Source organism: Mangrovicella endophytica (genome assembly GCF_002893625.1).
GTDB lineage: Bacteria > Pseudomonadota > Alphaproteobacteria > Rhizobiales > Rhizobiaceae > Mangrovicella > Mangrovicella endophytica.
The window spans coordinates 215,010-238,870 of the sequence record NZ_PKMZ01000003.1 but is presented as its reverse complement, the minus strand read 5'-3'; the positions used below and the strand labels follow the sequence as shown (position 1 = coordinate 238,870).

21 protein-coding genes are annotated in these 23,861 nt (G+C 66.8%); 15 read left to right on the top strand and 6 right to left on the bottom strand.

The genetic code is table 11. The features are described from left to right. The first annotated feature begins 44 nt into the window (after nucleotides 1–44). Genes C0R46_RS09985 through C0R46_RS09950 form a run of 8 tightly spaced genes read left to right on the top strand, consistent with a single transcriptional unit; the run spans nucleotide 45 to nucleotide 8,101 of the window. A complete protein-coding gene (locus C0R46_RS09985) occupies nucleotides 45–947 on the top strand; it encodes a carbohydrate ABC transporter permease (RefSeq protein ID WP_102959477.1) in 903 nt (300 codons plus the stop codon). After that, the gene (locus C0R46_RS09980) at nucleotides 944–1,810 is read left to right on the top strand and encodes a carbohydrate ABC transporter permease (RefSeq protein WP_102959476.1); all 867 of its coding nucleotides are present in this window, start codon (nucleotides 944–946) and stop codon (nucleotides 1,808–1,810) included. Before C0R46_RS09985 ends, C0R46_RS09980 begins: the two co-directional genes overlap by 4 nt. A 12-nt stretch (nucleotides 1,811–1,822) precedes the next feature. Continuing rightward, complete coding sequence (locus tag C0R46_RS09975) at nucleotides 1,823–2,920, top strand: ABC transporter ATP-binding protein (RefSeq protein ID WP_102959475.1); 1,098 nt, start codon at nucleotides 1,823–1,825, stop codon at nucleotides 2,918–2,920. A 3-nt stretch (nucleotides 2,921–2,923) separates the two neighbouring features. Next, complete coding sequence (locus tag C0R46_RS09970; RefSeq protein WP_102959474.1) at nucleotides 2,924–4,030, top strand: mandelate racemase/muconate lactonizing enzyme family protein; 1,107 nt, start codon at nucleotides 2,924–2,926, stop codon at nucleotides 4,028–4,030. Nucleotides 4,031–4,043: 13 nt separating this feature from the next. Then, nucleotides 4,044–4,775: an SDR family oxidoreductase gene (locus C0R46_RS09965; protein ID WP_102959473.1), complete on the top strand. Its 732-nt coding sequence runs from the start codon at nucleotides 4,044–4,046 to the stop codon at nucleotides 4,773–4,775. 26 nt (nucleotides 4,776–4,801) lie between these two features. Next, complete coding sequence (locus C0R46_RS09960) at nucleotides 4,802–5,644, top strand: ureidoglycolate lyase (RefSeq protein WP_102959472.1); 843 nt, start codon at nucleotides 4,802–4,804, stop codon at nucleotides 5,642–5,644. A 17-nt stretch (nucleotides 5,645–5,661) separates the two neighbouring features. Continuing rightward, nucleotides 5,662–6,780, top strand: a complete 1,119-nt coding sequence (locus C0R46_RS09955; RefSeq protein WP_102959471.1) for a lactonase family protein — start codon at nucleotides 5,662–5,664, stop codon at nucleotides 6,778–6,780. Nucleotides 6,781–6,823: 43 nt separating this feature from the next. Then, a complete protein-coding gene (locus C0R46_RS09950) occupies nucleotides 6,824–8,101 on the top strand; it encodes an L-fuconate dehydratase (protein WP_102959470.1) in 1,278 nt (425 codons plus the stop codon). Between the two features lie 42 nt (nucleotides 8,102–8,143). Here C0R46_RS09950 and C0R46_RS09945 read toward each other — a convergent pair whose 3' ends face one another. The 6 genes from C0R46_RS09945 to C0R46_RS09920 form a co-directional block, all read right to left on the bottom strand. After that, complete coding sequence (locus tag C0R46_RS09945) at nucleotides 8,144–9,406, bottom strand: D-amino acid dehydrogenase (RefSeq protein WP_102959469.1); 1,263 nt, start codon at nucleotides 9,404–9,406, stop codon at nucleotides 8,144–8,146. A 306-nt stretch (nucleotides 9,407–9,712) separates the two neighbouring features. Then, on the bottom strand, nucleotides 9,713–11,074 hold the full coding sequence (locus tag C0R46_RS09940) for an MmgE/PrpD family protein (protein WP_102959468.1): 1,362 nt from the start codon (nucleotides 11,072–11,074) through the stop codon (nucleotides 9,713–9,715). Continuing rightward, complete coding sequence (locus C0R46_RS09935; RefSeq protein WP_102959467.1) at nucleotides 11,071–12,588, bottom strand: tripartite tricarboxylate transporter permease; 1,518 nt, start codon at nucleotides 12,586–12,588, stop codon at nucleotides 11,071–11,073. The genes C0R46_RS09940 and C0R46_RS09935 overlap by 4 nt, the downstream gene beginning before the upstream one ends. 10 nt (nucleotides 12,589–12,598) lie before the next feature. Next, nucleotides 12,599–13,090 (bottom strand): tripartite tricarboxylate transporter TctB family protein, encoded by a 492-nt coding sequence (locus C0R46_RS09930; protein ID WP_102959755.1) that lies wholly within the window; start codon nucleotides 13,088–13,090, stop codon nucleotides 12,599–12,601. Nucleotides 13,091–13,154: 64 nt separating this feature from the next. Then, complete coding sequence (locus tag C0R46_RS09925; protein WP_102959466.1) at nucleotides 13,155–14,102, bottom strand: Bug family tripartite tricarboxylate transporter substrate binding protein; 948 nt, start codon at nucleotides 14,100–14,102, stop codon at nucleotides 13,155–13,157. A 61-nt stretch (nucleotides 14,103–14,163) separates the two neighbouring features. Then, nucleotides 14,164–14,889 (bottom strand): FCD domain-containing protein, encoded by a 726-nt coding sequence (locus C0R46_RS09920; protein WP_102959465.1) that lies wholly within the window; start codon nucleotides 14,887–14,889, stop codon nucleotides 14,164–14,166. Nucleotides 14,890–14,998: 109 nt separating this feature from the next. Here C0R46_RS09920 and C0R46_RS09915 point away from each other — a divergent pair, with 109 nt between their 5' ends. From C0R46_RS09915 to C0R46_RS09885, 7 genes are all read left to right on the top strand, one after another. After that, complete coding sequence (locus C0R46_RS09915) at nucleotides 14,999–15,745, top strand: SDR family NAD(P)-dependent oxidoreductase (protein ID WP_102959464.1); 747 nt, start codon at nucleotides 14,999–15,001, stop codon at nucleotides 15,743–15,745. A 305-nt stretch (nucleotides 15,746–16,050) separates the two neighbouring features. Further along, nucleotides 16,051–17,118 carry an ABC transporter ATP-binding protein gene (locus C0R46_RS09910; protein ID WP_102959463.1) on the top strand — a complete coding sequence of 356 codons (1,068 nt, stop codon included), beginning with the start codon at nucleotides 16,051–16,053 and terminating at the stop codon, nucleotides 17,116–17,118. A gap of 26 nt (nucleotides 17,119–17,144) precedes the next feature. Continuing rightward, nucleotides 17,145–18,188 (top strand): extracellular solute-binding protein, encoded by a 1,044-nt coding sequence (locus C0R46_RS09905; RefSeq protein WP_102959462.1) that lies wholly within the window; start codon nucleotides 17,145–17,147, stop codon nucleotides 18,186–18,188. Nucleotides 18,189–18,196: 8 nt separating this feature from the next. Further along, entirely contained in the window at nucleotides 18,197–19,930 is a 1,734-nt protein-coding gene (locus tag C0R46_RS09900) for an ABC transporter permease (protein WP_245413510.1), read from the top strand. A gap of 178 nt (nucleotides 19,931–20,108) precedes the next feature. Next, nucleotides 20,109–20,885, top strand: a complete 777-nt coding sequence (locus C0R46_RS09895) for an FCD domain-containing protein (RefSeq protein WP_102959461.1) — start codon at nucleotides 20,109–20,111, stop codon at nucleotides 20,883–20,885. Between the two features lie 103 nt (nucleotides 20,886–20,988). Further along, nucleotides 20,989–22,404 (top strand): MmgE/PrpD family protein, encoded by a 1,416-nt coding sequence (locus C0R46_RS09890; protein ID WP_102959460.1) that lies wholly within the window; start codon nucleotides 20,989–20,991, stop codon nucleotides 22,402–22,404. 100 nt (nucleotides 22,405–22,504) lie between these two features. After that, nucleotides 22,505–23,857 carry an MmgE/PrpD family protein gene (locus C0R46_RS09885; protein WP_102959459.1) on the top strand — a complete coding sequence of 451 codons (1,353 nt, stop codon included), beginning with the start codon at nucleotides 22,505–22,507 and terminating at the stop codon, nucleotides 23,855–23,857. The last annotated feature ends 4 nt before the right edge of the window (nucleotides 23,858–23,861 follow it).

Genomic DNA, 23,861 nt, shown 5'->3' with positions numbered 1-23,861 from the left:
GCCGGGCCGGCTCATTCGATTGACCCCGCCGCCATGGACCGGGAATGACACTTTTCCGCTCGCCGCGAGCCGTTCCCTACCTGCTGCTGACGCCCGCCCTCGTCGTCATCGCCGCGGTGATCCTCGTGCCGCTGGCGGTGTCGCTGTGGTCGAGCTTCACCGCCTACAACCTGACGCGGCCGGCGACGCTCTACAGCTTCGTGGGCCTTCGGAACTACGCCCGGCTCCTGAACAATGCCGACTTCTGGTGGGCCTTCGGGCGCACGCTCGTCTTCATCACGGTGACGCTGAACCTGGAGCTGGTGCTCGGCCTTGGCCTGGCGCTCCTCGTCAACCAGGTGACGATGGGCCGCAAGGTGCTGCGCACCATCATGATGTTCCCGATGATGTTCTCGCCGATCCTCGTCGGCTTCCAGTTCAAATACATCTTCAACGACGCCGTTGGCCTCGTGAACAACGCCCTCTTCGACCTTGGCCTGATCACCCAGCCGATCCCCTGGCTCGTCGACGGAACGCTGGCGCCGCTCTCGATCATGGCCGCCGAGATCTGGATGTCCACCTCGGTCTTCGCGATCCTGCTCCTCGCGGGCCTGCTCGCTCTGCCGAAGGAGCCGATCGAGGCGGCGAAGGTCGATGGCTGCGGACCCATCCAGGTGTTCCGCCACATCACCCTGCCCTTCCTGATGCCCTTCATCTTCATCGCCATGACGATCCGCTCGCTCGACGTCGCGCGGGCCTACGACATGGTGCGGATCATGACGAATGGCGGGCCCGCCGGGCGCACCGAGCTCCTTTGGACGCTGATGGCGCGGGTCGGCTACCAGAACTCGCAGATGGGCATGGCCAACGCCATGGGCTACGTCTCGATCCTGACCTCCATCCTCTTCACCGTCTATTTCTACCGCAAGCTCGTGGTGGCGCGGCGCTACATGGGAGGGGTGGAATGAGCGGCCGTCCCTTGACGATCGAGAAGCCCTGGCAGCGCTGGCTGATCCGCCTCGGCGTTTTCCTCGCCATGGCGATCCTGTGCGTGCCGGGCGTCTGGGTGGTGCTGACCGCCTTCCGGCCGAACGTCGAGATCCTGGCGCGCCCGCCGGTCTGGATCCCGCAGGACCCGACGCTGAACAACTTCCTCGGCATCTTCGGCCTGCTGCCTGCGCAGCAGCAGGGTCTGCCGGTGGCGCGCTACTTCCTCAACTCGGTGGTGATCTCGCTGACCTCGACGGCGGTGGCGATCCTGCTCGGCATGATGGGCGGATACGCCTTCGCCCGCTACCGCTTCCGCGGCAAGGGCGCGCTCTTCGTCTCCTTCATGCTGTCGCGCACCGTGCCTGGCGTCGCGCTGTCGCTGCCGCTGTTCATCGTCTGGAGCCGCATCGGCCTCCTCGACACCTCGCTTGGTCTGATCATCGTCTATCTCGCCATCAACATCCCCTTCACGGTGTGGCTGACCGACGGCTTCTTCCGGCAGATCCCGGTCGACCTCTCGGAGGCCGCGCAGATCGATGGCTGCACGCGCTGGCAGGCTTTCTGGAAGATCGAGTTCCCGCTCGCCCGCTCAGGCCTCGCCTCGGCGGCGATCTTCGCCTTCCTGACCTCCTGGAACGAATACGCGCTGGCGAGCCAGCTCACCCGCACCACCGCCTCCAAGACGATGCCGGTCGGCCTGATGGACTTCACCGCCCAGTTCACCGTCGACTGGTCCGGCATGAGCGCCATGGCCGTGCTGATCATCATACCGGCCCTCCTCCTCACCTTCGTCGTGCAGAAGCACCTGATCGCCGGGCTCACCTTCGGCGGCGTGAAATGACCGGAGTTCGCCTTGGCTGAGATCAAGCTCACGAAGGTGGTGAAGCGGTATGGCGCCCTCGGCGTCGTCCACGGCATCGACCTCTCCATCGCCCATAACGAGTTCGTCGTGCTGGTCGGCCCGTCCGGCTGCGGCAAGTCGACGACGCTCCGGATGATCGCCGGGCTGGAGGACATCTCGGACGGCGAGATCCGCATCGGGAACCGCGTCGTCAACGGTCTGCCGCCGCGCGATCGCAACGTCTCGATGGTGTTCCAGAACTACGCGCTCTACCCGCATATGAACGTGCGCGAGAATCTCGGCTTCGGCCTCGGCATCGCCAAGGTGCCCGCACCCGAGATCGAGCGGCGGGTCAACCAGGCGGCCGAGATCCTCGGCCTGCAGCCCTATATGGACCGGCTGCCCGCGAACCTCTCCGGCGGCCAGCGCCAGCGCGTCGCCATGGGGCGGGCGATCGTGCGCGACCCGGACGTCTTCCTGTTCGACGAGCCGCTGTCGAACCTCGACGCCAAGCTGCGCGGCCAGATGCGCGTCGAGATCAAGAAGCTGCACCAGCGGGTGAAGACCACCGTCGTCTACGTCACCCACGACCAGGTGGAGGCAATGACGCTCGCCGACCGTATCGTCATCATGCGCGACGGCCATATCGAGCAGGTCGGAACGCCCGCCGAGGTGTTCGAGCGTCCGGTCAACGTCTTTGTTGCCGGCTTCATCGGCTCGCCGCCGATGAACCTGATCGACGCCGTCGTGACGACCGAGGGCCTCCGCCCCGCCGCGCGGCTCGCCGATGGCGTCGTCGTGCCGCTGCCGGCGGGCGTCTCGGTCAGCGAGGGCCAGCGCATCACCCTCGGCCTCAGACCGGACGACATCACGCCGCAAGGCCACGGCATGCCCGGCACTGGCGAGACGCTGCGGCTGGAGCGCGAGGTGGCACTGGCCGAGCCGCTCGGCACGGAAACGATCCTGTTCACGCGGCTCGGCGACAAGGAGATCCAGGCGAAGATGCTGAACCCGCGCGTGGTGACGCCCGGCGAAACGCTGCCCTTCGTCGTCGACCTTGCCCGCCTGCACGTCTTCGACGCTGCCGACGGCCGCAGCCTGAAGGCCTGAACCATGGCGCGCATCGACCGCATCGAGATCCTGATGGTCGACCTTCAGCCGAAGGTGAAGCGGGTGGACGCCATCCAGAGCTTCGTCAGCCAGGAAACGCCGATCGTGCGCATCACCGATGCGGACGGCGTCACCGGCACCGGCTACAGCTACACGATCGGCACCGGCGGCCCGTCGGTGATGAAGCTGATCGAGAGGACGCTCGCCCCTGCGATCCTCGGCCGCGAGGCGGAGGAGATAGAGCGGATCTGGCGCGACCTCCTGTTCCTGACCCACGCCACCACAGTCGGCGCGATCACGGCGATTGCCATGGCCGCGATCGACACGGCGCTCTGGGATCTGCGCTGCCGCCGCGCCGGGCTGCCGCTGCACCGCCTCGCCGGTGGCGCGCAAGGCTCGGTGCCGCTCTACACCACCGAGGGCGGCTGGCTCCACCTGCCCGAGGACGCGCTGGTCGAGGATGCGCTGAAGGCCAAGGCCGAGGGCTTCGGCGGCGCCAAGCTGAAGGTCGGCCGGCCAATCCACGAGGATGTTGCCCGCATCACCGCCGTGCGCGAGGCCGTCGGCCCCGGCTTCGAGATCTTCACCGACGCCAATCAGGCCTTTGCCATCGACGAGGCGATCCGCCGGGCCCGCGCCTACGAGCCGCTCGACATTGGTTGGCTGGAGGAGCCGCTGCCGGCAGACGACATCGACGGCCACCTGCGCCTGTCTCGCTCGACGAGCCTGCCCATCGCCGTCGGCGAGAGCCTTTATAGCCCCTCGCATTTCCGTGAATATCTGCAGCGCGGCGCCTGTTCGGTCGTGCAGGTGGATGTCGGCCGGATCGGCGGCATCACGCCATGGCTGAAGGTCGCCCATCTTGCCGAATGCTTCAACGTCGCGGTCTGTCCGCACTTCCTGATGGAGCTGCACGTCTCGCTTTGCGCCGCCGTGCCGAATGCGCGCTGGGTGGAGTACATCCCGCAGCTCGACGAGATCACCACCACCGGTATGCGCATCGATGGTGGCCGGGCGATCCCGAGCGAAGAGCCGGGGCTCGGCATCGCTTGGAACAGCGAGGCCATCGCGCGGCTCGCCGTCGCGGGCTCGCAGGCCGTCATCCAATGAGAGGGGAAAAGCCATGGCCGACCTGAGCGGAAAGACCGTCCTCGTCACCGCAGCGGCACAAGGGATCGGTCGCGCCAGCGTCGAAGCGCTGAGCGGCGCCGGCGCACGGGTGATCGCCACCGACATCAACGAGGCGGCGCTTGCGGAACTTGCAGGCGTGTCTGGTGTCGAGACGGCCAAGCTCGACGTTCTCGACCCGGCAGCCGTCGAGCCCCTGGTTGCCAGGACCGGGCGGATCGACGTCCTCTTCAACTGCGCCGGCGTCGTCCATGGCGGCACCATCCTCGACTGCACCGAGGCCGAACTCGACTTTGCCTTCGATCTCAACGTTAAGGCGATGGTGCGCACGATCAAGGCGGTGCTTCCCGGCATGCTGGAGCGCGGCGACGGTACCATCATCAACATGGCCTCGGTCGCCTCGAGCGTGAAAGGGGTGCCGAACCGCTTCGCCTATTCCGCCAGCAAGGCGGCCGTGATCGGCCTCACCAAGTCGGTGGCGGCCGACTTCGTCGCGAGAGGCATCCGCTGCAACGCCATCTGCCCCGGCACGGTGGAGAGCCCGTCGCTGCAGCAGCGGCTCGCCGCCGGTGGCGACTACGAGGGCGCCCGCGCCGCCTTCATCGCCCGCCAGCCGATCGGGCGCATCGGCAAGGCCGAGGAGATAGCCGATCTCGTCCTCTATCTCGCGGGCGCGACCTATACGACCGGGCAGATCCACGTCATCGACGGCGGCTGGACCGGCTGAGATACCGAACGGGAAAGACGAAACGCATGAAACTTCTTCGACATGGCGAGACGGGCCGCGAAAAGCCCGGCATCCTCGACGCGGACGGGCGCATCCGTGACCTGTCCGGCCACGTTACCGACATCGCCGGCGAGACGCTGACGCCGGATGGCCTTGCGCGCCTCAAGGCCATCGATCCCGCCAGCCTGCCGCTGGTCGAGGGCTCGCCGCGCCTCGGCCCTTGCGTCGGGCAGGTCGGCAAGTTCATCTGCATCGGCCTCAACTATTCCGACCATGCGGCAGAGACCGGGGCCACCGTGCCGCCGGAGCCGGTGATGTTCATGAAGCCGACCTCGGCGATCGTCGGGCCGAACGACACGGTGCGCATCCCGCGCAAGTCGGTGAAGACCGACTGGGAGGTCGAGCTCGGCGTCGTCATCGGCAAGACGGCGAAATACGTCAGCGAGGCTGAGGCGCTGGACCACGTCGCCGGTTACTGCGTCATCAACGACGTCTCAGAACGTGAATTCCAGCTCGAGCGGCACGGCACCTGGGATAAGGGCAAGTGCTGCGACACGTTCGGGCCGACCGGACCCTGGCTGGTGACCCGTGACGAGATCGCCGACCCGCAGGATCTCTCCATGTGGCTGGAGGTCGATGGCAAGCGCTACCAGGATGGCTCGACACGGACGATGGTCTACGGCGTCGCCTTCCTCGTCTCCTACCTCTCGCAGTTCATGAGCCTGCACCCCGGCGACATCATCTCCACGGGTACGCCGCCCGGCGTCGGCATGGGGCAGAAGCCCCCGCTGTACCTCAAGGCCGGCCAAGAGATGCGGCTCGGTATCGCCGGCCTCGGCGAGCAGCGCCAGCTCACCGAAGCGGACTGAGGGACCAATCGACAGCGATGGGCGAGCGCCTTCTCCTCTTCGTCGGCTGCCTCAACCGGCCGGCGCCTTACTTCAAGGCCGCCCATGGCAAGGGCATCGCCGTCTTCTCCTTCGACGAGGAGAGCGGTACGGCAAGGCTTCTGTCGGAGGTCGACGACATCGACAATCCGACCTTCCTGACCGTCGATGCCGCCCGCTCCATGCTCTATGCGACGAGCGAGGTGTTCAACCGCAAGGAGGGCATCGCCGCCGCCTACCGGATCGACCCGACGGCGGGGCAGCTCGCTTACGTCAACATGCAGCCGACGCAGGGGAGCATCGCGGCGCAGAGTTCGCTCGGGCGCGACGGACGCTTCCTTCTCGTTGCCAATTACGGCATGGGCAGCGGCGGACCGGATCGCTCCGTTGTGGCCCTGCCGATCCGCACCGATGGTGGACTGGCTCCGGCGGCGGGTTCTGCAAGCCATGCCGGGCACGGCCCCAATCCCGAGCGCCAGGAGCGGCCACACGCCCACTCGATCTATGAAGTTGCCGGCGGGCCGGACTGCCTCGTCGCTGATCTCGGCCTCGACCAGATCATCAGCTATCGCCTCGACGCCGACGGCATGCTGACGCAGACCGGCACGACGGCCTTGGAACCTGGCGCCGGACCGCGGCACCTTGCGATCAGCCACGACGGTGCGCTTGTGCTGGCCGTCAACGAGCTGAACTCGACCGTGCAGTCGCTGCGCCGCCATGCCGACGGGCAGTTGGAGCGGCTCGCTGTCGCCTCCACCCTGCCGGCCGGGTTTGCCGGGCACAGCCACTGTTCCGAGATCCAGCTCTCGCCGGACGAGCGCTTCGTCTATGTCGCCAACCGCGGCGACGACTCGATCGCCATTCTTGAAGTCGACCGCGGGACCGGCGCACTGACGCCGCTCGGGCATGTGCCCTGCGGCGGCACGACGCCTCGCCACATGTCTCTGACACCCTCCGGCCGGCATCTCCTTGTCGCCAATCAGGACAGCGACGCCGTGGCGGTCTTCCGGCGCGATGCTGACAAGGGCGGCCTCGAGGACACCGGAACGCGCATCCCTCTGGGCACACCGATGTGCGTGCGCTTGGCCAATTTTCAGATCGTTTCGCAGCCGAACTGACGCGGAGTCAGTCCTTCTTATTATTCAGCCGTACGGACCTATCATGACCACCATCACCGGACTGTCCATCCACGATCTTCGCTTTCCGACATCCGCGAAGCTCGACGGGTCCGACGCGATGAACCCGGATCCGGACTATTCGGCCGCCTATGTGATCCTTCAGACGGACGATCCGCAGCTCAGCGGCCATGGCCTCACCTTCACCATCGGCCGCGGCAACGAGGTGGTCTGCGCCGCGATCGAGGCGCTGCGACCCCGCATCGTCGGCCTGACGCTCGACTGGATCCGCGAGGATGCCGGCCGCTTCTGGCGCCACATCACCGGCGACAGCCAGTTGCGCTGGATCGGCCCGGACAAGGGTGCAATCCATCTCGCGACCGGCGCCATCGTCAATGCCGCGTGGGACCTCTGGGCCAAGGCGGAGGGCAAGCCGGTCTATCAGCTCGTCGCCGAGATGAGCCCGGAGGAGCTCGTCCGCCTCATCGACTTCCGCTACATCACCGACTGCGTGACGCCGGAGGAAGCGCTGGCAATCTTCCGCCGCGCAGCCGAGGGCAAGGCTGAGCGGCTGGAAACACTCCGGCGCGAGGGCTACCCCTGCTACACGACCTCGGCGGGCTGGCTTGGCTATTCCGACGACAAGCTGCGGCGGCTTGCACAGGAAGCGGTCGACGCCGGCTTCACGTATATCAAGATGAAGGTCGGCCGTGACCTCGAAGACGACATTCGCCGGCTTCGTATCGCCCGCGAAACGGTCGGTCGGGATATCCGTATCATGATCGACGCCAATCAGGTCTGGGAGGTCGGTGAGGCGATCGACTGGGTGAAGCAGCTCGCCTTCGTCGAGCCCTACTTCATCGAGGAGCCGACCAGCCCCGACGATGTCGCCGGCCATCGTGCGATCCGGCAGGGCGTCTCGCCGGTGAAGGTCGCGACCGGCGAGATGTGCCAGAACCGCATCCTCTTCAAGCAGTTCATCATGGAAGGGGCGATCGACATCGTGCAGATCGACGCCTGCCGGCTCGGCGGCCTCAACGAAGTGCTCGCCGTGCTCCTCATGGCAGCGAAATACGAGCTGCCGGTGTGGCCGCATGCGGGCGGCGTCGGCCTCTGCGAATATGTCCAGCACCTGTCGATGATCGACTATCTCGTCGTGTCCGGCACCAAGGAGGGGCGGGTAATCGAGTTCGTCGACCATCTGCACGAGCACTTCGTCGATCCCTGCGAAATCCGCGCTGCCGCCTACATGCCGCCGGCGCGGCCCGGCTTCTCCATCGAGATGAAACCGGAGTCGATCGCCGCGCAGACCTTCAGGGGCTGAGACGAAGCTCCCGCCAATCAAATGCGGCGGGACATTCCGGCGTTAGGCGGCAGTGCCCGAATAGCGCGACAGGCCGAGATCGCCGGTCTCGATGTCCGGCCTGCGGCCGCTGACGATGTCGGCGATCAGCCGCCCGGAGCCGCAGCCCATCGTCCAGCCGAGGGTGCCGTGGCCGGTGTTGAGAAAGAGGTTGCGCAGCGGCGTTGCGCCGATCACCGGTGTGCCGTCCGGCGTCATCGGCCTGAGGCCGGACCAGAAACTCGCCTGCGAGAGGTCGCCGCCGGGAAATAGATCGGTGACGCAGTGCTCCAGCGTGCGACGCCGCGCCGGCGTCAACGCATTGTTGTAGCCCGAGATTTCGGCCATGCCGCCGACGCGGATGCGCGTGCCGAGCCGCGTCAGCGCCACCTTGTAGGTTTCGTCGAGCACGGTGGACTCCGGCGCGCGCGCGGCATCGACGATCGGGATCGTCAGCGAATAGCCCTTCACCGGATAGACCGGCAGTGGGATCCCGAGCGGCTTCAGCATCGCCGGCGAGTGGGATCCCAGCGCCACCACCACCGCATCCGCATCGAGCCGGCCCTGATCGGTCTCGACACCGGTCGCCCGACCGCCATCGACCAGAATGCGGCGGATCGTGCGGCCATACTGGAAGCTGACGCCGACCGCCGTAGCCAGCTTGGCAAGAGCGTTGGTGAAGATGAAGCAGTCGCCGGTCTCGTCTCCGGGCGTGTGCAGCCCGCCGGCAATGCGGTCCCGGGCAGCGGCAAGCCCCGGCTCGACGCGCACGCAGCCGGCTGCGTCCAGCACCTCGAACGGCACGCCGTCGGCGGCGAGCGCCTTGATGTCCTTTGCCGAGGCGTCCACCTGCGCCTGTGTCCTGAACAGCTGCAGTGTGCCCTTGGCCCGACCATCATAGGTGATGCCGGTCTCCGCCCGCAGCGCCTCGAGGCTCTGCCGGCTGTAGTCGGACACGCGCAACATGCGCCGCTTGTTTCGGGCGTAGGCAGCGCTCGTGCAGTTCGCCAGCATGCGGGTGAGCCAGGACAGCATCGCCATGTCCGGCTTCGGCCGCAGGATCAGCGGCGCATGCTCCATCATCAGCCACTTCACGGCCTTGCGCGGAATGCCCGGTGCGGCCCAGGGCGAGGTGTAGCCGTAGGAGAGCTGCCCGGCATTGGCAAAGCTCGTTTCCAGCGCCGGCCCCTCCTGCCGGTCGACCACCACCACCTCATGGCCGGCCTTGGCGAGGTACCAGGCCGAAGCGACGCCGATCACGCCGCTGCCGAGAACTGCGACTTTCATGTGGATAGGCTCCGGAGGCCTGCCGCGAACCGAAGCGCGCGGCGGCTGACAGGCAGACGGGCGCCGGGTCCGGCGTCGCGGCGGAACCTAGAACCTTTCGTCATGAGCTGGAAGGCTCCAGCAGGCCCTGCTCTTGTCGCGCAGGCCAGCCATGCAGCGGTGCGGAATCAGCAGTGCTGCGGCGCCGCCGGCAATATGCTGGTGGTCCCCGTTTCCGAAGAGATCTGAGCCTGGCGCAGACGAGCTCGCCAAACTCTCGGTGTCGCACCAGCCTTCCGCCGCCCCGAAGGCCGAGTGCGCGACCGTCTAGAGACGCGTCTCCACGCCCTCCGGCGCCAGCGACTGCAGCCGCTCCAGCGCGATCTGCCGCTGCTCCGGCGAGGCCTTGCCGAACTCGACATTGGCGCGGAACTTCGCCACCAGCTCCGCGTCGGTCAGCGGCTCCTTGGCGCCGCCGCGCATATGCGGCTTGCGGGCCTCGACGGTGCGGCCGTCCTTCAGCTCGGCGCGGATGCGGCCGGTGAAGTTCTTGGGGTACTCGTCCTTTGGGTCGATCTCGTAGGCGACCTTGGCCGCCAGGGCCCGCACCGCCGGGTCGGTCGCCCTGGTATCGGTGAACTGGTCGAGCCCCGCCGCCCCGTCGAGGAACCCGACAGCGACGCAGAACGGCGTCGAGAATTTCGCGGCATAGCCGTTCGGCGGCGTGCGCTTGGCCTCGATCGGCTCCCAGAGGCGATGCACCGTGCCTTCCCCGACGAAGCAGAGCAGGCGCTCGATCTCGTCCGCCTTGATACCCTGCCGTGCAAGATCGACCGCACAGTCGACGAAAGGCTGGGTCATCGTCCCGCAGGCATAGGGCTTGAAGGCGATGTCCTCCATGATCCAGCGCTGGCCGAGCCCGTCGAGCAGCGGCGCGAAGTCGGCCTGGCGCGATGGGGCGAAGGCCTTGAAGAAGCCGTGGTGGCCTTCCAGCACGGTGCGCGGCCCGACGAAGCCGTGCTCGGCAAGGAGTGCGGCCCGCAGGCCCGCCGCCGCGGCAGAGCCGGCATGCAGGCGCTTTGTCCAGCTGCCGTCGGAGAGATATTCGATGATGCCGGAGGCAAGGCTCCCTGCGGTGCCGAGCGCATGGGCAAAGCGGCTCTCGTCGAGGTCGAGCGCTGCGCTCGCCGCACCGGCGGCCGCCAGGGCGCCGATCACCGCCGTCGGGTGGAAGCCGGCCTTGTGGATCGCCTGCGGCGCAACGAGGCTGAGGCGGCACATCAGCTCGGCGCCGACGGCGATGCCGCGCAGCACCGCCGCGCTGTCGAGACCCCGTGCATCGGCCAGCGCGAGGACCGCCGGCACCACCACCGCGCCGGCATGCACCGGGCCGCCCTCGAAGGTGTCGTCGAAGTCTTCGCCATGGGCCGCCGTGCCGTTGACGGTCGCCGCATCATAGAGGCCGAGCCTGCGGTCATGGCCGAAGACACGGGCCGGCCCGTCACCGACGCAGGAGCCGAGAACGGCCGCGACATAGTCCGTCTCCCGCGCCGCAACGGCGAGGCCGACGATGTCCAGCGCCAGGCGCCAGCAGGTGTGCCGGGCCGCCTCCGAGGGCTCGGCGCTTCGCAGCGCCTGCGCCAGCTGGAGGGAGAGGGCCGGCGCGTCGAGGCTGGCATGCAATGTCATGGGTGCGTTTCCTTGAGTTCCAGCGGCTTTGCCACCTGCCTGGCGCGGCGGGCTTCGCGGATGTCGCGGCCGAGCGAGAAGACGATGAAGCCGAACGAGACGAGCAGGAGGCCGACCGCGATCGGATCTTCCAGGAAGATGCGGTGGTCGCCGCCCGACAGCACCAGCGAGCGCCGGTAGGAGGACTCCACCATGTGCCCGAGCACGACGCCGAGGATCAGCGGCAGGAAGGGGAAGCCGGCCCGGCGCATGAGGTAGCCGACGAGGCCCATGGCGAGCACGAAGCCGACATGGAACAGGCTGTGGTCGAGCGTGTAGACGCCGGACAGGATGAGGGCGAGGATGAAGCCGGCGAGGTAGGGGCGCGGCCGGTTAACCAGCCAGACGCAGACCGGCAGCAGCAGGATGCCGAAGAGGAGCTGCCCGACGATGGCGACAAAGGAGCCGAGGTAAAGGCCCATCACCACATCGCCATTCTGCTCGAAGAGGCGCGGGCCTGGCAGCAGGCCGTGGATCAGGAAGCCGCCAAGCAGCACCGCGGTGGAGTTCGAGCTCGGAATGCCAAAGGACAGGAGCGGGATCAGCGTCGTTGACGCCACCGTGTTGTTGGCAGCCTCCGGCGCTGCGACGCCTTCGATCGAGCCCTTGCCGAAGGTCTCCGGCTCCTTCGACCAGCGCCGCGCCTCGTTATAGGACAGGAAGGCGGCGATCGAGCCGCCGCCGCCCGGCGTCAGGCCCTCGAAGAGGCCCATGATGCAGCCGATGAACTGCGAGCGCTTGAGCCGCTTCATGACGTCCCAGCTCGGCAGGCGGACGCGGATCTTCTCCTTCAGTTCGTACAGCTCGGAGGCGCCGGACTGCACCATCAGCTCGCTGAGGGCGAAGACGCCGACCATCACCAGCACCGGCTCGACGCCGCCGAGAAGCTCCGGCACGCCGAAGGTGAAGCGGTTGATCCCGGCGATCGGATCAGCGCCGACAGTGGCGATCATCAGGCCGACCACGGCCGCGGCGAGGCCCTTCACCAGCGAACCGCCCGTCATTGAGGCGATCACGCTGAGACCGAGGATGCCAAGGCCGAAATAGGAGGTCGGCTTGAAGGCAAGCGCCAGCCAGGACAGCGGCTCCGTCATCGTGACGAGCATGACGAGGCCGAACATCGAGCCGAGGAAGCCGGACCAGAGCGAGATGCCGAGCGCCTCGCCCGCCCTGCCCTGCCGCTTCATCTCATAGCCGTCGATGACGGTGGCGGCAGCCGAGTTGGTCCCCGGCGTGCGGATCAGGATCGCCGGGATCGAACCGCCATATTCGGCGCCGATATAGACCGAGGCGAGCAGCACGATCGCGGTGACCGGCTCCATCGTGTAGGTGAAGGGCAGCAGCAGCGCCATTGTGATCGAGGCCGAGATGCCCGGCAGCGCGCCGCCGAGGATGCCCCAGACCAGCCCGATGAGGGCGGCGGGGATGATCCAGGTGGTGGTGGAAAGTGTCCAGATCAGTCCGAGGCTGTCCATCAGGGTGTCCTCAGGAAAACAAGGCGGAGAAGAGCACGCCGGAGGGCTGAGCGACGCCGAGCAGCTTGTTGAACAGGAGCCAGAACAGGACGCCGCCGAAGATGGCAGCGGCGGGAAGGCGCCAGTCGCGCCGCGCCCGCTCGTACAGCGCGATGGAGGCGATCAGCAGCGCGATGGAGACGGGGTAGCCGAGCCAGGGCAAAGCGACCACGTAAGCTGCGCCGATCAAGAGAAAGCCGAGGGCGCGCGGCAGCGCGGCATCCGGCTCGCCGTCATCCTCCTCGTCATTGGCGACGGCATCGGCCGTGACGGTGCGCAGGCCCGCAACGCCGCGCAGCACCAGGATCAGGGCCAGGAAGGCCAGCAGGCCAGCGAGGACAACGGGGAGGCCGCGGGGGCCGAAAGCGTCGTCCAGCATGCTGTTCGGGATGGTCTCGGCGGCCCAGAAATAGCCGCCGGCCAGCGCCAGCAGCAGAAGGCCGCTCGCAAGATCCTTGTTCATCGAGATCGTCCGCTGAAAGCGGCGGGGCGGCATCGCCGGCCCCGCCAGACCATTGGAGGCCGGATTACTGAATGACGCCCGACTTCTTCAGGAAGTCGGTGGTCTGCGCGACAAACTGGTCCACGAAGGCCGGGTACTTCGTGTGGTCGATGAAGTTCGCCACGAGGCTCTCCGCCTCATAGGCCTTCTTGTAGTCGGGATCGGCGAGAACGGCCTGCGCGGCCTTGTCCCAGATCGCCGCGACGTCGTCCGGCAGGCCTTTCGGCGCAGCGAGGCCGCGGAACTTCTGCAGCACCACGTCGTAGCCGCTCTCCTTCACCGTCGGAACGTCGGGAAAGTCCCGCAGCCGATCAGGATTGAAGGTGGCGAGCAGGCGGATCTGCTTGGCCTCGATCTGCGAGCGCAGCTCCTGGACCTCGCCGATGCCAATGTCGAGCGTGCCGTTCAGGACGTTGATCATCATGTCGCCACCGCCCTCATGGGTGACGATGGCGGCCTCGACGCCGGCTGCCGCCTTCAGCTGCTCGGCGGCCTGACGCTCCAGCGAGGCCGGATTGGCGGCGCCCCAGCGGCCGCGGTCCTCCTTGGCGTGGGCCACGACATCGGCCAGCGTCTTGTAGGGGCTGTTCTCGGCGGTATAGACGACCTCGGTGTCGGTGAAGAAGTTCACCACCGGCTGCAGCGCGTCGTACTTGTATTCCGGCGCGCTCAGGAGCGAGGTGTAGATGTAGGTCGGCGTGGTCGCATAGAAGATCGAGCCATCCGCCGGCGACTGGGCGAGCCGGGCCATCGCCTTGGCGCCGCTGCCGCCCTGGACGTTCTCGACGACGAAGTTGGTCTTGATCTGCTTGCCGAGGTAGCGCACCAGCTCACGCAGGAACACGTCGCTGCCGCCACCCGGGCTCGAATGGGTGACGAGCGTCACCACGTCATGCGGATAGTCCAGCGGCTCGGCCGAAGCGGGCATGGCCGCAGCAATGAAGGCCCCGAGGGCCAGCAGCGTCTTCTTCATCGATCATCCTCCCCTGTTGTTGGTCGTCCGGCCACCTCCCAGTGCGCCGGATCGCATGCACTCACACGGCTTGGCCGCGCGGTCTTTCCTCACCGCCCTCACCGGTGCCGGCGGCTTCGCTGCGAAGCCGCTCCATCACCCTGAGGCGCCCTTGTTCGACATGGGCGAAGCAGGCAGCGCCCGCCGCCTCGCCGTCGCGCCGCCCGATCGCATCGACGATCGCTTCATGCTCGCGATTGGAGACTTCCAGCGTGTCGCGGAACATCAGGTTGCGCGCGCGGAACAGGCGCAAGCGCTTCACCAGCATGCGGTATTGCGCCGCCAGCGTCCGGTTTCCTGCAGCATCCACGATCAGCTCGTGGAAGCGGAAGTTCAGCGGAAAGTAGCGGTCGAAGGCGTGCGACGCCGAGGCCTCGCCCATCTCCCGGTGCAGTTCGCCGAGCAGCCGGCAATCCGCATCGCCGGCGCGCTCCGCCATCAGGCGGCCGGCTTGCCCGAACAGGGCGGCGCGGACCTCGTAGACCTCCATCGCTTCCTCGACGGCGATGCGTTTGACGAAGGCGCCGCGGTTCGGGATCACCTCTACCAGGCCGGTGGCGTCAAGGGCGCGCAGCGCCTCGCGCACCGGGCTGCGGCTCACCTTGAAGCGCTCCGCCAGCTCCAGGTCGGCGATCCGGTCCCCGACCGCAAGCTCACCGGCAAGGATCATCGCCTCGATCTCGCGCTCGAGATGCGAGGCGAGCGAGGTGTTCTGGATGAGCGAGAAAGTCTCACGCAGACTGATCATGCCGCCTCGTATTCCGACAACATAATATTGTCAACAATATTCAATCGCATTAAGTCCGGTGTCCGGTGGTTCGGCCGCAGCCCGGATCCCGTAGGAGAGGAAAGCATCCATGGAACAGCGTGAACTCGAAGGCCGCACGGCGCTCGTCACCGGCGCTTCGCGCAACATCGGACGGGCCATCGCGGTGGCGCTGGCGAGCGGCGGCGCCAATGTCCTCGTCCATGCCGGACAGGATGAAGCCGGCGCCGCGGAGACTGCGCGGCTGGTCCGTGACGCCGGCGGGCGGGCCGAGACGATGCTGGGCGACCTGACCGACGAAACCGTGCCGGCACGCCTCGTCCAGGCCGCGGTCGGTGCTTTTGGCGGCCTCGACATCGTCGTCAACAACGCATCGGTGCGGCCGGAGGCCGACATCCATACGCTGGCCTACGCCACCTGGCGGCAGGTGATGAGCCTGACGCTGGACGCCGCCTTCCTGCTGGCGCAGGCCGCCCTGCCGGCGCTGGAGAAGAGCCCGGCCGGTGCGATCGTCTTGATCGGCGGCATGACCGGCCACAGCGGCGCCAAGGAGCGCATCCACGTCGTCTCCGCAAAGGCGGGTCTGGCCGGCTTCGGCAGGGCGCTTGCCCATGATCTCGGCCCGACCGGCATCACCGTGAACACCGTTTCGCCCGGCCTGATCGAAACCAAGCGGACGGGCGAGGAGCCGGCCCACCATGCCAGCCGCACGACGCCGCTCGGCCGGCGCGGCTCGGCCGACGAGGTCGCAGCGGCCGTGCGCATGCTGGCCGGACCGTCGGCCCGCTACATCACCGGCCAGACGCTGCATGTGAATGGCGGCGCCTACATGGTGTGATCCACGACGGGCCCGGGCGCAGCCGCGCCCATCGCCGCAGATACTACCGGCCTCCAAGCACGGGCCGGTTATCTACCCGTGCTCCTTCGCTGGGGCCCATAAGCGCGTCTCAGCACAGCTGCTGGCCAATCACGGACTCACGGTCGGCCAATCATCGGGCTGGCCCACGGCTGGGTTGGGCTGATCATATGAGGCAACAGGAAGGCCCGCGTCTTCAAATCGCCTTTTGTTGACAATCTTCAATTTGAACCATAGCTTCGTTTGGAGAAGCCCGTATGGGAGTGCGGGTGCCATTGGGAGGAACGATGGCGTTTCTGGAACTGGCTGGCCTTCGGAAGAACTACGGTGCTTTCCAGGCCGTGAAAGGCATCGATCTCGCTGTCGAGAAGGGGCAGCTCGTCTGTCTTCTTGGCCCTTCGGGCTGCGGCAAGACGACGACGCTGCGGCTCATCGCCGGCTTCGTGCCGGCCAATGGCGGCGAGATCCGCGTCGGCGGCAAGGTCGTCTCGTCCGAACATTCGACCGTTCCGCCGGAAGGGCGGAACATGTCGATGATCTTCCAGTCCTATGCGCTCTGGCCGCATATGACGGTGTTCCAGAACGTCGCCTACGGGCTGAAGCTGCGCAAGCTGCCGGCGGACGAGGTCAGGCGCCGCGTCGACGAGATCCTGGCCTCCACCCGCCTTTCCGCTCTTGCCGAGCGCTATCCTGGCGAACTGTCCGGCGGGCAGCAGCAGCGCGTGTCACTGGCGCGCGCGCTCGTCATCAAGCCGGAGATCCTGCTCCTCGACGAGCCACTGTCGAATCTCGACGCCAATCTGCGCGAGGAGATGCGCTTCGAGATCCGCCGCCTTCACGACGAATTCCGCTACACCACGGTCTATGTCACGCACGACCAGTCGGAGGCGATGACCACCGCCGACCTGATCGTGGTGATGAATGACGGCCTCATCGAGCAGGCCGGATCGCCGGAGGACATCTATGCCCGGCCAGAGACCGAGTTCGTCGCGCGCTTCATCGGCGGCACGAACATTCTCAAAGGCAGACGCGGCGACGGCCAGACCGTCCTGCGCGACGACGGCCTCGCCCTGGTCTGCAGGAGCGGCACGGTCGCCCCGGACGGGCAGACCGCTGTTTCGGTCCGCCATCACGACATCGTCCTGTCCAAGGATCGGCCGGGCGACAGCGGCTCCAATGCCGCGGCCGGCACGGTGGTGCGCCAGATCTATCTGGGTTCGCACCGCGACTATCTCGTGTCGCTGAAGGACGGTGAAACTGTGCGGGCGCTCGCGCCGGTCGATTTCGCCGTGCCTGCAGGGCAGGAGGTCTGGATGCGCTTCCCACCGGAGCGCTGCCGGGCACTGAGCAGATAACCAGCCAAAACGGGAGGAGAGCTGGAATGTGGTTCAAGACGATAACGGCCGCAGCGCTTGGAATGGCCTTCGGGGCCCTGCCGGCCCTCGCCGAGGCGCCGGCGCCCTATCAGGTGACGCCCGAGCTCGAGGCGGCCGCCAGACAAGAAGGCAAGGTGGTCTTCTATACGGCGACCGACGTCGCTGTGGCGGAGAAGCTCGCCGGCCTCTTCCGGGAGAAGTACCCTGAAATCCAGGTGCAGGTGGAGCGCGCCGGCTCCGAGCGCGTGTTCCAGCGCATCGGCCAGGAATATACGAGCGGCATCTACAATGCCGACGTGATCGAGACCTCCGACGCCGTCCACTTCCAGTACTTCAAGCGCGAAGGCTGGCTCGAGCCGATGGTGCCGCAGGTCGTGGCGGATTCCTGGCCGGCCGAGGAGAAGGATCCGGACGGCAACTTCGCCGCTTATCGCGCCCATCTCTCCGTCATGGCCTATCGCACCGACCTGTTGCCCGAGGCGGACGCGCCGAAGACCTGGACCGACCTTCTCGACCCCAAATACAAGGGCAAGATGGTCAAGGCGCATCCAGGCTACAGCGGCACGGTGATGACCGCGACCTTCGTGCTCAGCCAGACGCTCGGCTGGGACTGGTTCGAGAAGCTCGGCCAGCAGAACGTCATGCAGGTGCAGTCCTCGACCGAGCCGCCGAAGAAGCTTGCCCAGGGCGAGCGTGCGCTTGAGGTCGACGGCAACGAATACAACGTCTTCCGCCTGCAGGACGAAGGCGTGCCGATCAAGATCGTCTACCCGGCCGAGGGAACCCCGCTCGCCGTCGGCAATGCGGCCGTGCTCGCCGAAGCGCCGAACAAGAACGCCGCCAAGCTCTTCTACGCCTTCCTCTTCTCGCGCGAGGCGCAGCAGCTGAACAGCGACTTCGGCGGACTGCGCTCCTTCCATCCGGAGGTGAAGGAGAAGGCCGGCCGCACGCCGCTGAAGGACATCAAGGTCCTGGAGTCGGACCCAGAGAAGCTCGAGCCGATGATCGACGAGATCAAGGCGAACTACGAGAAGTATTTCGGGACCTGATCGAAACCGTGGCCGTTATCACCGACACCACCCTCAACGACGATCGGCGCCGCAAAGGCGTCGATCTCTCCTGGCCGACCTTCGGCTTCCTGGCGGCACTGCTCGGCGTTCTCGTCATCCTGCCGCTGTTCTGGCTGATCTGGTACTCCTTCCGCACCAGCGGACGGCGTCCCGAATTCACCCTGCAGAACTACGTCTCGCTGGTCACCGACCCGGCCATGCTGCGCTCCTACGCGCTTGCCATCGGCATGGCGCTCGCCGTCGGCATCCTGTCCTGCCTGATCGCGACGCCAATGGCCTGGCTCGTCGCGCGGACCGACCTTCCCGGCAAGCGGTGGATACGCATGCTGGTGACGGCGTCCTTCGTCACCCCACCCTTTCTCGGCGCGATCGCCTACGAGATCATCGCCGCGCCGAACAGTGGCCTCGTGAACATCATCTACCGCTCGGCGCTCGGGCTTTCGGCCGACTCCTACCTCGTCAACATCTACTCCTTCCCGGGCCTCGTCTTCGCGATCGCCTGCTTCACCTTTCCCTTCGTCTTCACGCTTGTGGCCAACGCCCTCGACCGCGTGCCCTCCGACCTTGAGGACGCCTCCTCGATCCTCGGCGGCGGTGCGATGACGACGCTGCGCAAGGTCACCATTCCGATGGTGCTGCCGGCAATGCTGGCGGGAACGCTGATCGCCATCCTGCAGGCGCTCACCATGTTCGGCTCGCCGGCGATCATCGCCCTGCCGGCCGGCTTCCACGTCATCACCACGAAGATCTGGAGCCTGTTCCAGTTTCCGCCCAAGCCCGGCCTTGCCGCGGCCGCGGCCATCCCGCTGCTCCTCATAACCATCGTGCTGCTCCGTGCGCAGAAGGCCATTCTCGGGCGACGCGGCTATACGGTGCTCGGCGGCAAGAGCGGCACGCCGCGCATCACGGAACTCGGGCGCTGGAAATGGGCGGCGATCGCCTTTGTCGGCGTGATCCTGTCGCTGACGATCATCCTGCCCTACCTCGCGCTTGTGAAGACGGCCTTCACCGGCACGATCGGCGATGCCATCAGCTTCGACACCTTGACCCTGCGGCACTGGAAATTCGTGCTGTTCGAGTTCTCGGCGACGCAGCTGGCGCTGCGCAACACCTTCGTGCTCGGCGTGATGACGGCGACGATCGTCACAGCGGTCGCTCTCGTCGTATCCTATCTCGTGACCCGCAAATCGCTGCCCGGCGCGCGCTATCTCGGCGTGCTTGCCACCGCCCCGGTCGCCATTCCCGGCATCGTCCTCGGCGTCGCATTGTTTCTGTCCTATGCCAATCCGATGTTTCAGCTCTACGGGACGATCTGGATCCTCCTGATCGCCTTCATGACGATCGAGCTGCCGGCGGGTTACCAGCAGATGTCCTCGGCCTTTCAGGGGGTGCATCCGGAGCTGGAGGAGGCCGGCCGCATCCTTGGCGCCTCGCGGCTGAAGACGCTCTGGGACATCACGGCACCGCTGCTTAGAACGAGCGTCGTTGCGGCCTGGTGCTTCGTCTTCGTCGGAACGATCCGGGAGCTGTCGGCGACGATCCTTCTGACGACGGCCAACACCAAGCTCGTCTCGGTGATCATCTACGATCTGAACGAGAGCGGCGACCTCGGGGCGATCTGCGTGCTTGGCATCATCCTGCTCGCAATCTCCTTCGCTGTCGTCTTCGTCGCCAATCGACTGCCTGTTCTCGGCGGCTCGCAGATGAATGCCAGAGGATAGGATCGAGGCATCAAGCGATGTGCTGTGGCGGCGGGGAGTTTCGTTTTGAAAAGCGCCTCGCCGCCGCATCGATTTTGCCGGCAAATCTTGCTAATCGAAGCGGCCGCCCCGGTTTTTCGGTCACAATGACAGTCGGACCGCCCAGCCGGCGCCCGTTGAACCTCGTGATGGCCTTCGCATGTCGGACAGTCTGAACCCGCCGCAGCATCTTGCTGCCATCGATTTCCTGCGGACACGCTCGCTGGCGAATGTCGTCCAGGCCGAGATCGAGCGGATGATCATCGACGGCGAGCTGAAGCCGAACGAGCGGGTCAACGAGAACGGGTTGTCGCAGCGCCTCGGCGTCAGCCGCGGGCCGATCCGCGAAGCCTGCTCGGCGCTCGCCGCCATGGGCCTGATCGAGATCATCCCCAATCGGGGCTTCTTCATCCGCGCCCTGACCAATGACGAGGCGCAGGACCTCTCCGAGGCCCGTGCCAGCGTATTCGGCTGCATCTGCATGATGCTGGCCGAACGCATCACCGACGTGCAGCTGACCGAGTTGCGGGCGCTGACGGCGAGGATGGACGAGATCGTCGCCCTCGGCGATGTCCACGTCTACTATCCCGTCAACCTCGAGTTCCACCGGCAGATCGCCGTGATGGCCGGCAACAAGCGGTTGGAGCTGCTCTATCAGAGCTTCGTGCGCGAGCTGCACATCCAGCGCTATCGTGCGCTTGCGAGCAACGACGTCCTCCACATCTCCAACGAGGAGCATCGCGCCATCGTCGATGCGCTGGAGGCCCGCGATCCTGTGCGCGCCCTGCTCGCCGGCCGCGGTCACATCATGAATGGCATCGTGCGCACCCGTAAAGCCGGGCAGCCCGGGGCGGATGGTGCGCCCGCGGAGGCCGCTGCGAGTGCCAAGGCGGCAACCAGACGTGGGCGCACGAAGGGCCCTTCCACGGGTTCATAGGCGACCCTTCGACCAATCGAAAATTGTTGACAATTGACAGATTGGCCGGCATCACTGCCTCTCGAAAGGTGGCGCAACCATCCCGCGCCCGACGGAGGACAGCATGAACCAAGCCAAGCCGGTCGATGTCGAACTGACGAAATATGTTGCGGAATTCGTCGTCGGCACAACGTCGGACAACCTGCCGGGCGACCTGATCGCCACCGGCAAGAAGTCGATCCTGGACGGCTTCGGTCTGGCCCTGTCCGGCTCGGTCGCCAAGAGCGGCGAGCTGGTCCGCCGCCACCTTGACGAGCTCGGCCTTGCTGAGGGCCCCTCGACGGTGATCGGCGCCGGCCGCAAGGTGACACCGCGCTTTGCCGCCTTCGCCAATGGCGTCGGCATCCATGCCGACGACTATGACGACACGCAGCTGGCCGTCGCCAAGGACCGCGTCTACGGCCTGCTCACCCATCCGACCGCCCCGGCCCTGCCGGCGGCCTTTGCGCTTGCGGAGAAGACCGGCGCATCAGGGCGCGACTTCATGCTCGCCTACCATCTGGGCGTCGAGGTCGAATGCAAGATCGCCGAGGCGATCGCGCCGCGCCACTACCAGACAGGTTTTCACGCCACCGCCACCTGCGGCACCTTCGCTGCAGCCGCCGCGGCCTCCAAGCTGCTCGGCTTCGACGTCGAGACGACGCGCCGCGCCCTGTCGCTCGCCGGCAGCCAGTCGGCGGGCCTGCGCGAGAATTTCGGCACGATGACGAAGCCGTTCCACGCCGGCAAAGCTGCCGAGAGCGGCGTCACCGCGGCGCAGTTCGCGAGCCTTGGCTGGACGGCGACGGACAAGATCCTCGAGGCGCCCCGCGGCTTCTTCGCGGCCGCCGGCGGCGGCTACGATGTCAACGCCATCCATGGCAAGCTCGGCAGCCCCTGGACCTTCCTCGACCCCGGCGTCTCCATCAAGCCGCATCCGTCGGGCTCGCTCACCCATCCCGGCATGACCGAGATGCTGCGCCTCATCCGCGAGAACGGCATCAAGGCCGAGGACGTCCAGCACGTGCGCGTCGGCACCAACTCCAACATGCCGAATGCGCTGATCCATCACCGGCCGAAGGACGAGCTGCAGGCGAAGTTCTCCATGGAATTCTGCATGGCGATCCTGCTGCTTGACGGGCGCGCGGGGCTCAACGAGTTCACCGACGCCGCGGTGGAGCGCGACGACGTCAAGGCGATGATCGAGAAGGTCGACTTCGTGGTCGACGACGAGGCGGAGGCCGCCGGCTACCACCTGATGACGACGATCATCGACATCACGCTCAAGGACGGCCGCAAGATCTCGGGCCGTGCCGACTTCGGCAAGGGGAGCCCGGCCTTCCCGATGAGCTACGACGAGGTTGCCGGCAAATTCCGCGAGAATGCCGAGTTCGCCGGAATGAGCCGCGGTAAGGCCGACGAGATCGTCGAGCTGGTCCGCGGACTGGAGACGCTCGCCTCCGTCAACGAGCTGGCAACCCGCCTGATCAGCGCCCGCTGAGCTACTGCGCCTCTCGGCGATCGGGAGCGGTACGGCTTCCGATCGCCGCACGGCACACTTCGCGTGCTGCCGCGATGCCGACAGTCATGAAAGAGAACCGATGACCGAGACCGCCGCCGTCACCAAGACCCTTGCGCAATGGGCCGTCGGCCTGAAGGGCAGCGATATTCCGGAGGCCGTGCGAGCGGAGGGCGTGCGCACCTTTGTCAACTGGCTCGGCTGCGCCGTCGGCGGCGCCTCCCATGAGACGGTGGACCGGGCGCTTGATGCGGTGCGGCTGTTCACCGGTCCGGCCCGCGCGCAGGTGATCGGCCGTGCCGACCGGCTGGACGAGCTGCATGCGGCGCTCGTCAACGGCATCTCCAGCCATGTTCTCGACTATGACGATACCCATCTGAAGACGATCATCCATCCGGCGGGTCCCGTGGCTTCGGCGATCCTCGCGGTGTCTGAGGGCCGCGGCATCAGCGGCGCTGACTTCCTGACTGCGCTGATCGTCGGCGTCGAGGTGGAGTGCCGGATCGGCAACTCGGTCTATCCCGACCACTATGACCGCGGCTGGCACATCACCGGCACAGCCGGTGTCTTTGGTGCCGCTGCCGCGACGGGGCGGCTGCTCGGCCTCACCGAACAGCAGATGACCTGGGCGCTCGGCATTGCCGCGACGCAGTCCTCCGGCTTCCGCGAGATGTTTGGCACCATGTGCAAGAGCTTCCATCCCGGCCGGGCGGCGCAGAACGGCGCCATGGCCGCCTTCCTCGCCAAGGCGGGCTTCGACAGCTCCGAGCGGGCGATCGAGGCGCCGCGCGGCTTTGCCAATGTCATGTCGACCAAACAGGACTATACCGAGATCCTCGGCGAGCTCGGCACCCGCTGGGAGGCGGCGCTGAACTCCTACAAGCCGTTCGCCTGCGGCATCGTCATCCATCCCGCGATCGACGGCTGCCAGCAGCTGCGCGAGCAGCTTGGTGATCGGGTCGAGGCGATCGCAAAGGTCGAACTCACCACGCATCCGCTGGTGCTGGAGCTGACCGGCAAGAAGACGCCGAAGACGGGCCTCGAAGGCAAGTTCAGCGTCTACCATGCGGCGGCGATGGCGCTGCTCCATGGCGACGGCTCGCCGACCGCTTTCACCGACGAAGCCGTGCGCGACCCGAAGGTGATCGCGCTGCGCGACCGCGTCTCGGCGACCGCCGACACGGGCATCCACGAGGACGCCGTGAAGATCGCCGTCACCTTCAACGACGGCGAGCGCATCACGCTCGACGTCGCCCATGCCGTCGGCAGCCTGGAAAAGCCGCTGTCGAATGCGGCGATCAACGAGAAGTTCGTCCGCCAGTCGATCCCGGTCATCGGCGAAGCCGCGACGCAGCGGCTGCTGGATGCCGGCTGGGCGCTCGAGACGGCGTCCGACGTCGGCGCGATCACGGCGATGTCTGCCGTTTCGGCCTGAGCGA

Coding starts and splice junctions, on each gene's coding strand:
- C0R46_RS09985 (WP_102959477.1), top strand. CDS start 45: ATGACACTTTTCCGCTCGCCGCGAGCCGTTCCCTACCTGCTGCTGACG.
- C0R46_RS09980 (WP_102959476.1), top strand. CDS start 944: ATGAGCGGCCGTCCCTTGACGATCGAGAAGCCCTGGCAGCGCTGGCTG.
- C0R46_RS09970 (WP_102959474.1), top strand. CDS start 2,924: ATGGCGCGCATCGACCGCATCGAGATCCTGATGGTCGACCTTCAGCCG.
- C0R46_RS09965 (WP_102959473.1), top strand. CDS start 4,044: ATGGCCGACCTGAGCGGAAAGACCGTCCTCGTCACCGCAGCGGCACAA.
- C0R46_RS09960 (WP_102959472.1), top strand. CDS start 4,802: ATGAAACTTCTTCGACATGGCGAGACGGGCCGCGAAAAGCCCGGCATC.
- C0R46_RS09955 (WP_102959471.1), top strand. CDS start 5,662: ATGGGCGAGCGCCTTCTCCTCTTCGTCGGCTGCCTCAACCGGCCGGCG.
- C0R46_RS09950 (WP_102959470.1), top strand. CDS start 6,824: ATGACCACCATCACCGGACTGTCCATCCACGATCTTCGCTTTCCGACA.
- C0R46_RS09945 (WP_102959469.1), bottom strand. CDS start 9,406: ATGAAAGTCGCAGTTCTCGGCAGCGGCGTGATCGGCGTCGCTTCGGCC.
- C0R46_RS09940 (WP_102959468.1), bottom strand. CDS start 11,074: ATGACATTGCATGCCAGCCTCGACGCGCCGGCCCTCTCCCTCCAGCTG.
- C0R46_RS09935 (WP_102959467.1), bottom strand. CDS start 12,588: ATGGACAGCCTCGGACTGATCTGGACACTTTCCACCACCACCTGGATC.
- C0R46_RS09930 (WP_102959755.1), bottom strand. CDS start 13,090: ATGAACAAGGATCTTGCGAGCGGCCTTCTGCTGCTGGCGCTGGCCGGC.
- C0R46_RS09925 (WP_102959466.1), bottom strand. CDS start 14,102: ATGAAGAAGACGCTGCTGGCCCTCGGGGCCTTCATTGCTGCGGCCATG.
- C0R46_RS09920 (WP_102959465.1), bottom strand. CDS start 14,889: ATGATCAGTCTGCGTGAGACTTTCTCGCTCATCCAGAACACCTCGCTC.
- C0R46_RS09915 (WP_102959464.1), top strand. CDS start 14,999: ATGGAACAGCGTGAACTCGAAGGCCGCACGGCGCTCGTCACCGGCGCT.
- C0R46_RS09910 (WP_102959463.1), top strand. CDS start 16,051: ATGGCGTTTCTGGAACTGGCTGGCCTTCGGAAGAACTACGGTGCTTTC.
- C0R46_RS09905 (WP_102959462.1), top strand. CDS start 17,145: ATGTGGTTCAAGACGATAACGGCCGCAGCGCTTGGAATGGCCTTCGGG.
- C0R46_RS09895 (WP_102959461.1), top strand. CDS start 20,109: ATGTCGGACAGTCTGAACCCGCCGCAGCATCTTGCTGCCATCGATTTC.
- C0R46_RS09890 (WP_102959460.1), top strand. CDS start 20,989: ATGAACCAAGCCAAGCCGGTCGATGTCGAACTGACGAAATATGTTGCG.
- C0R46_RS09885 (WP_102959459.1), top strand. CDS start 22,505: ATGACCGAGACCGCCGCCGTCACCAAGACCCTTGCGCAATGGGCCGTC.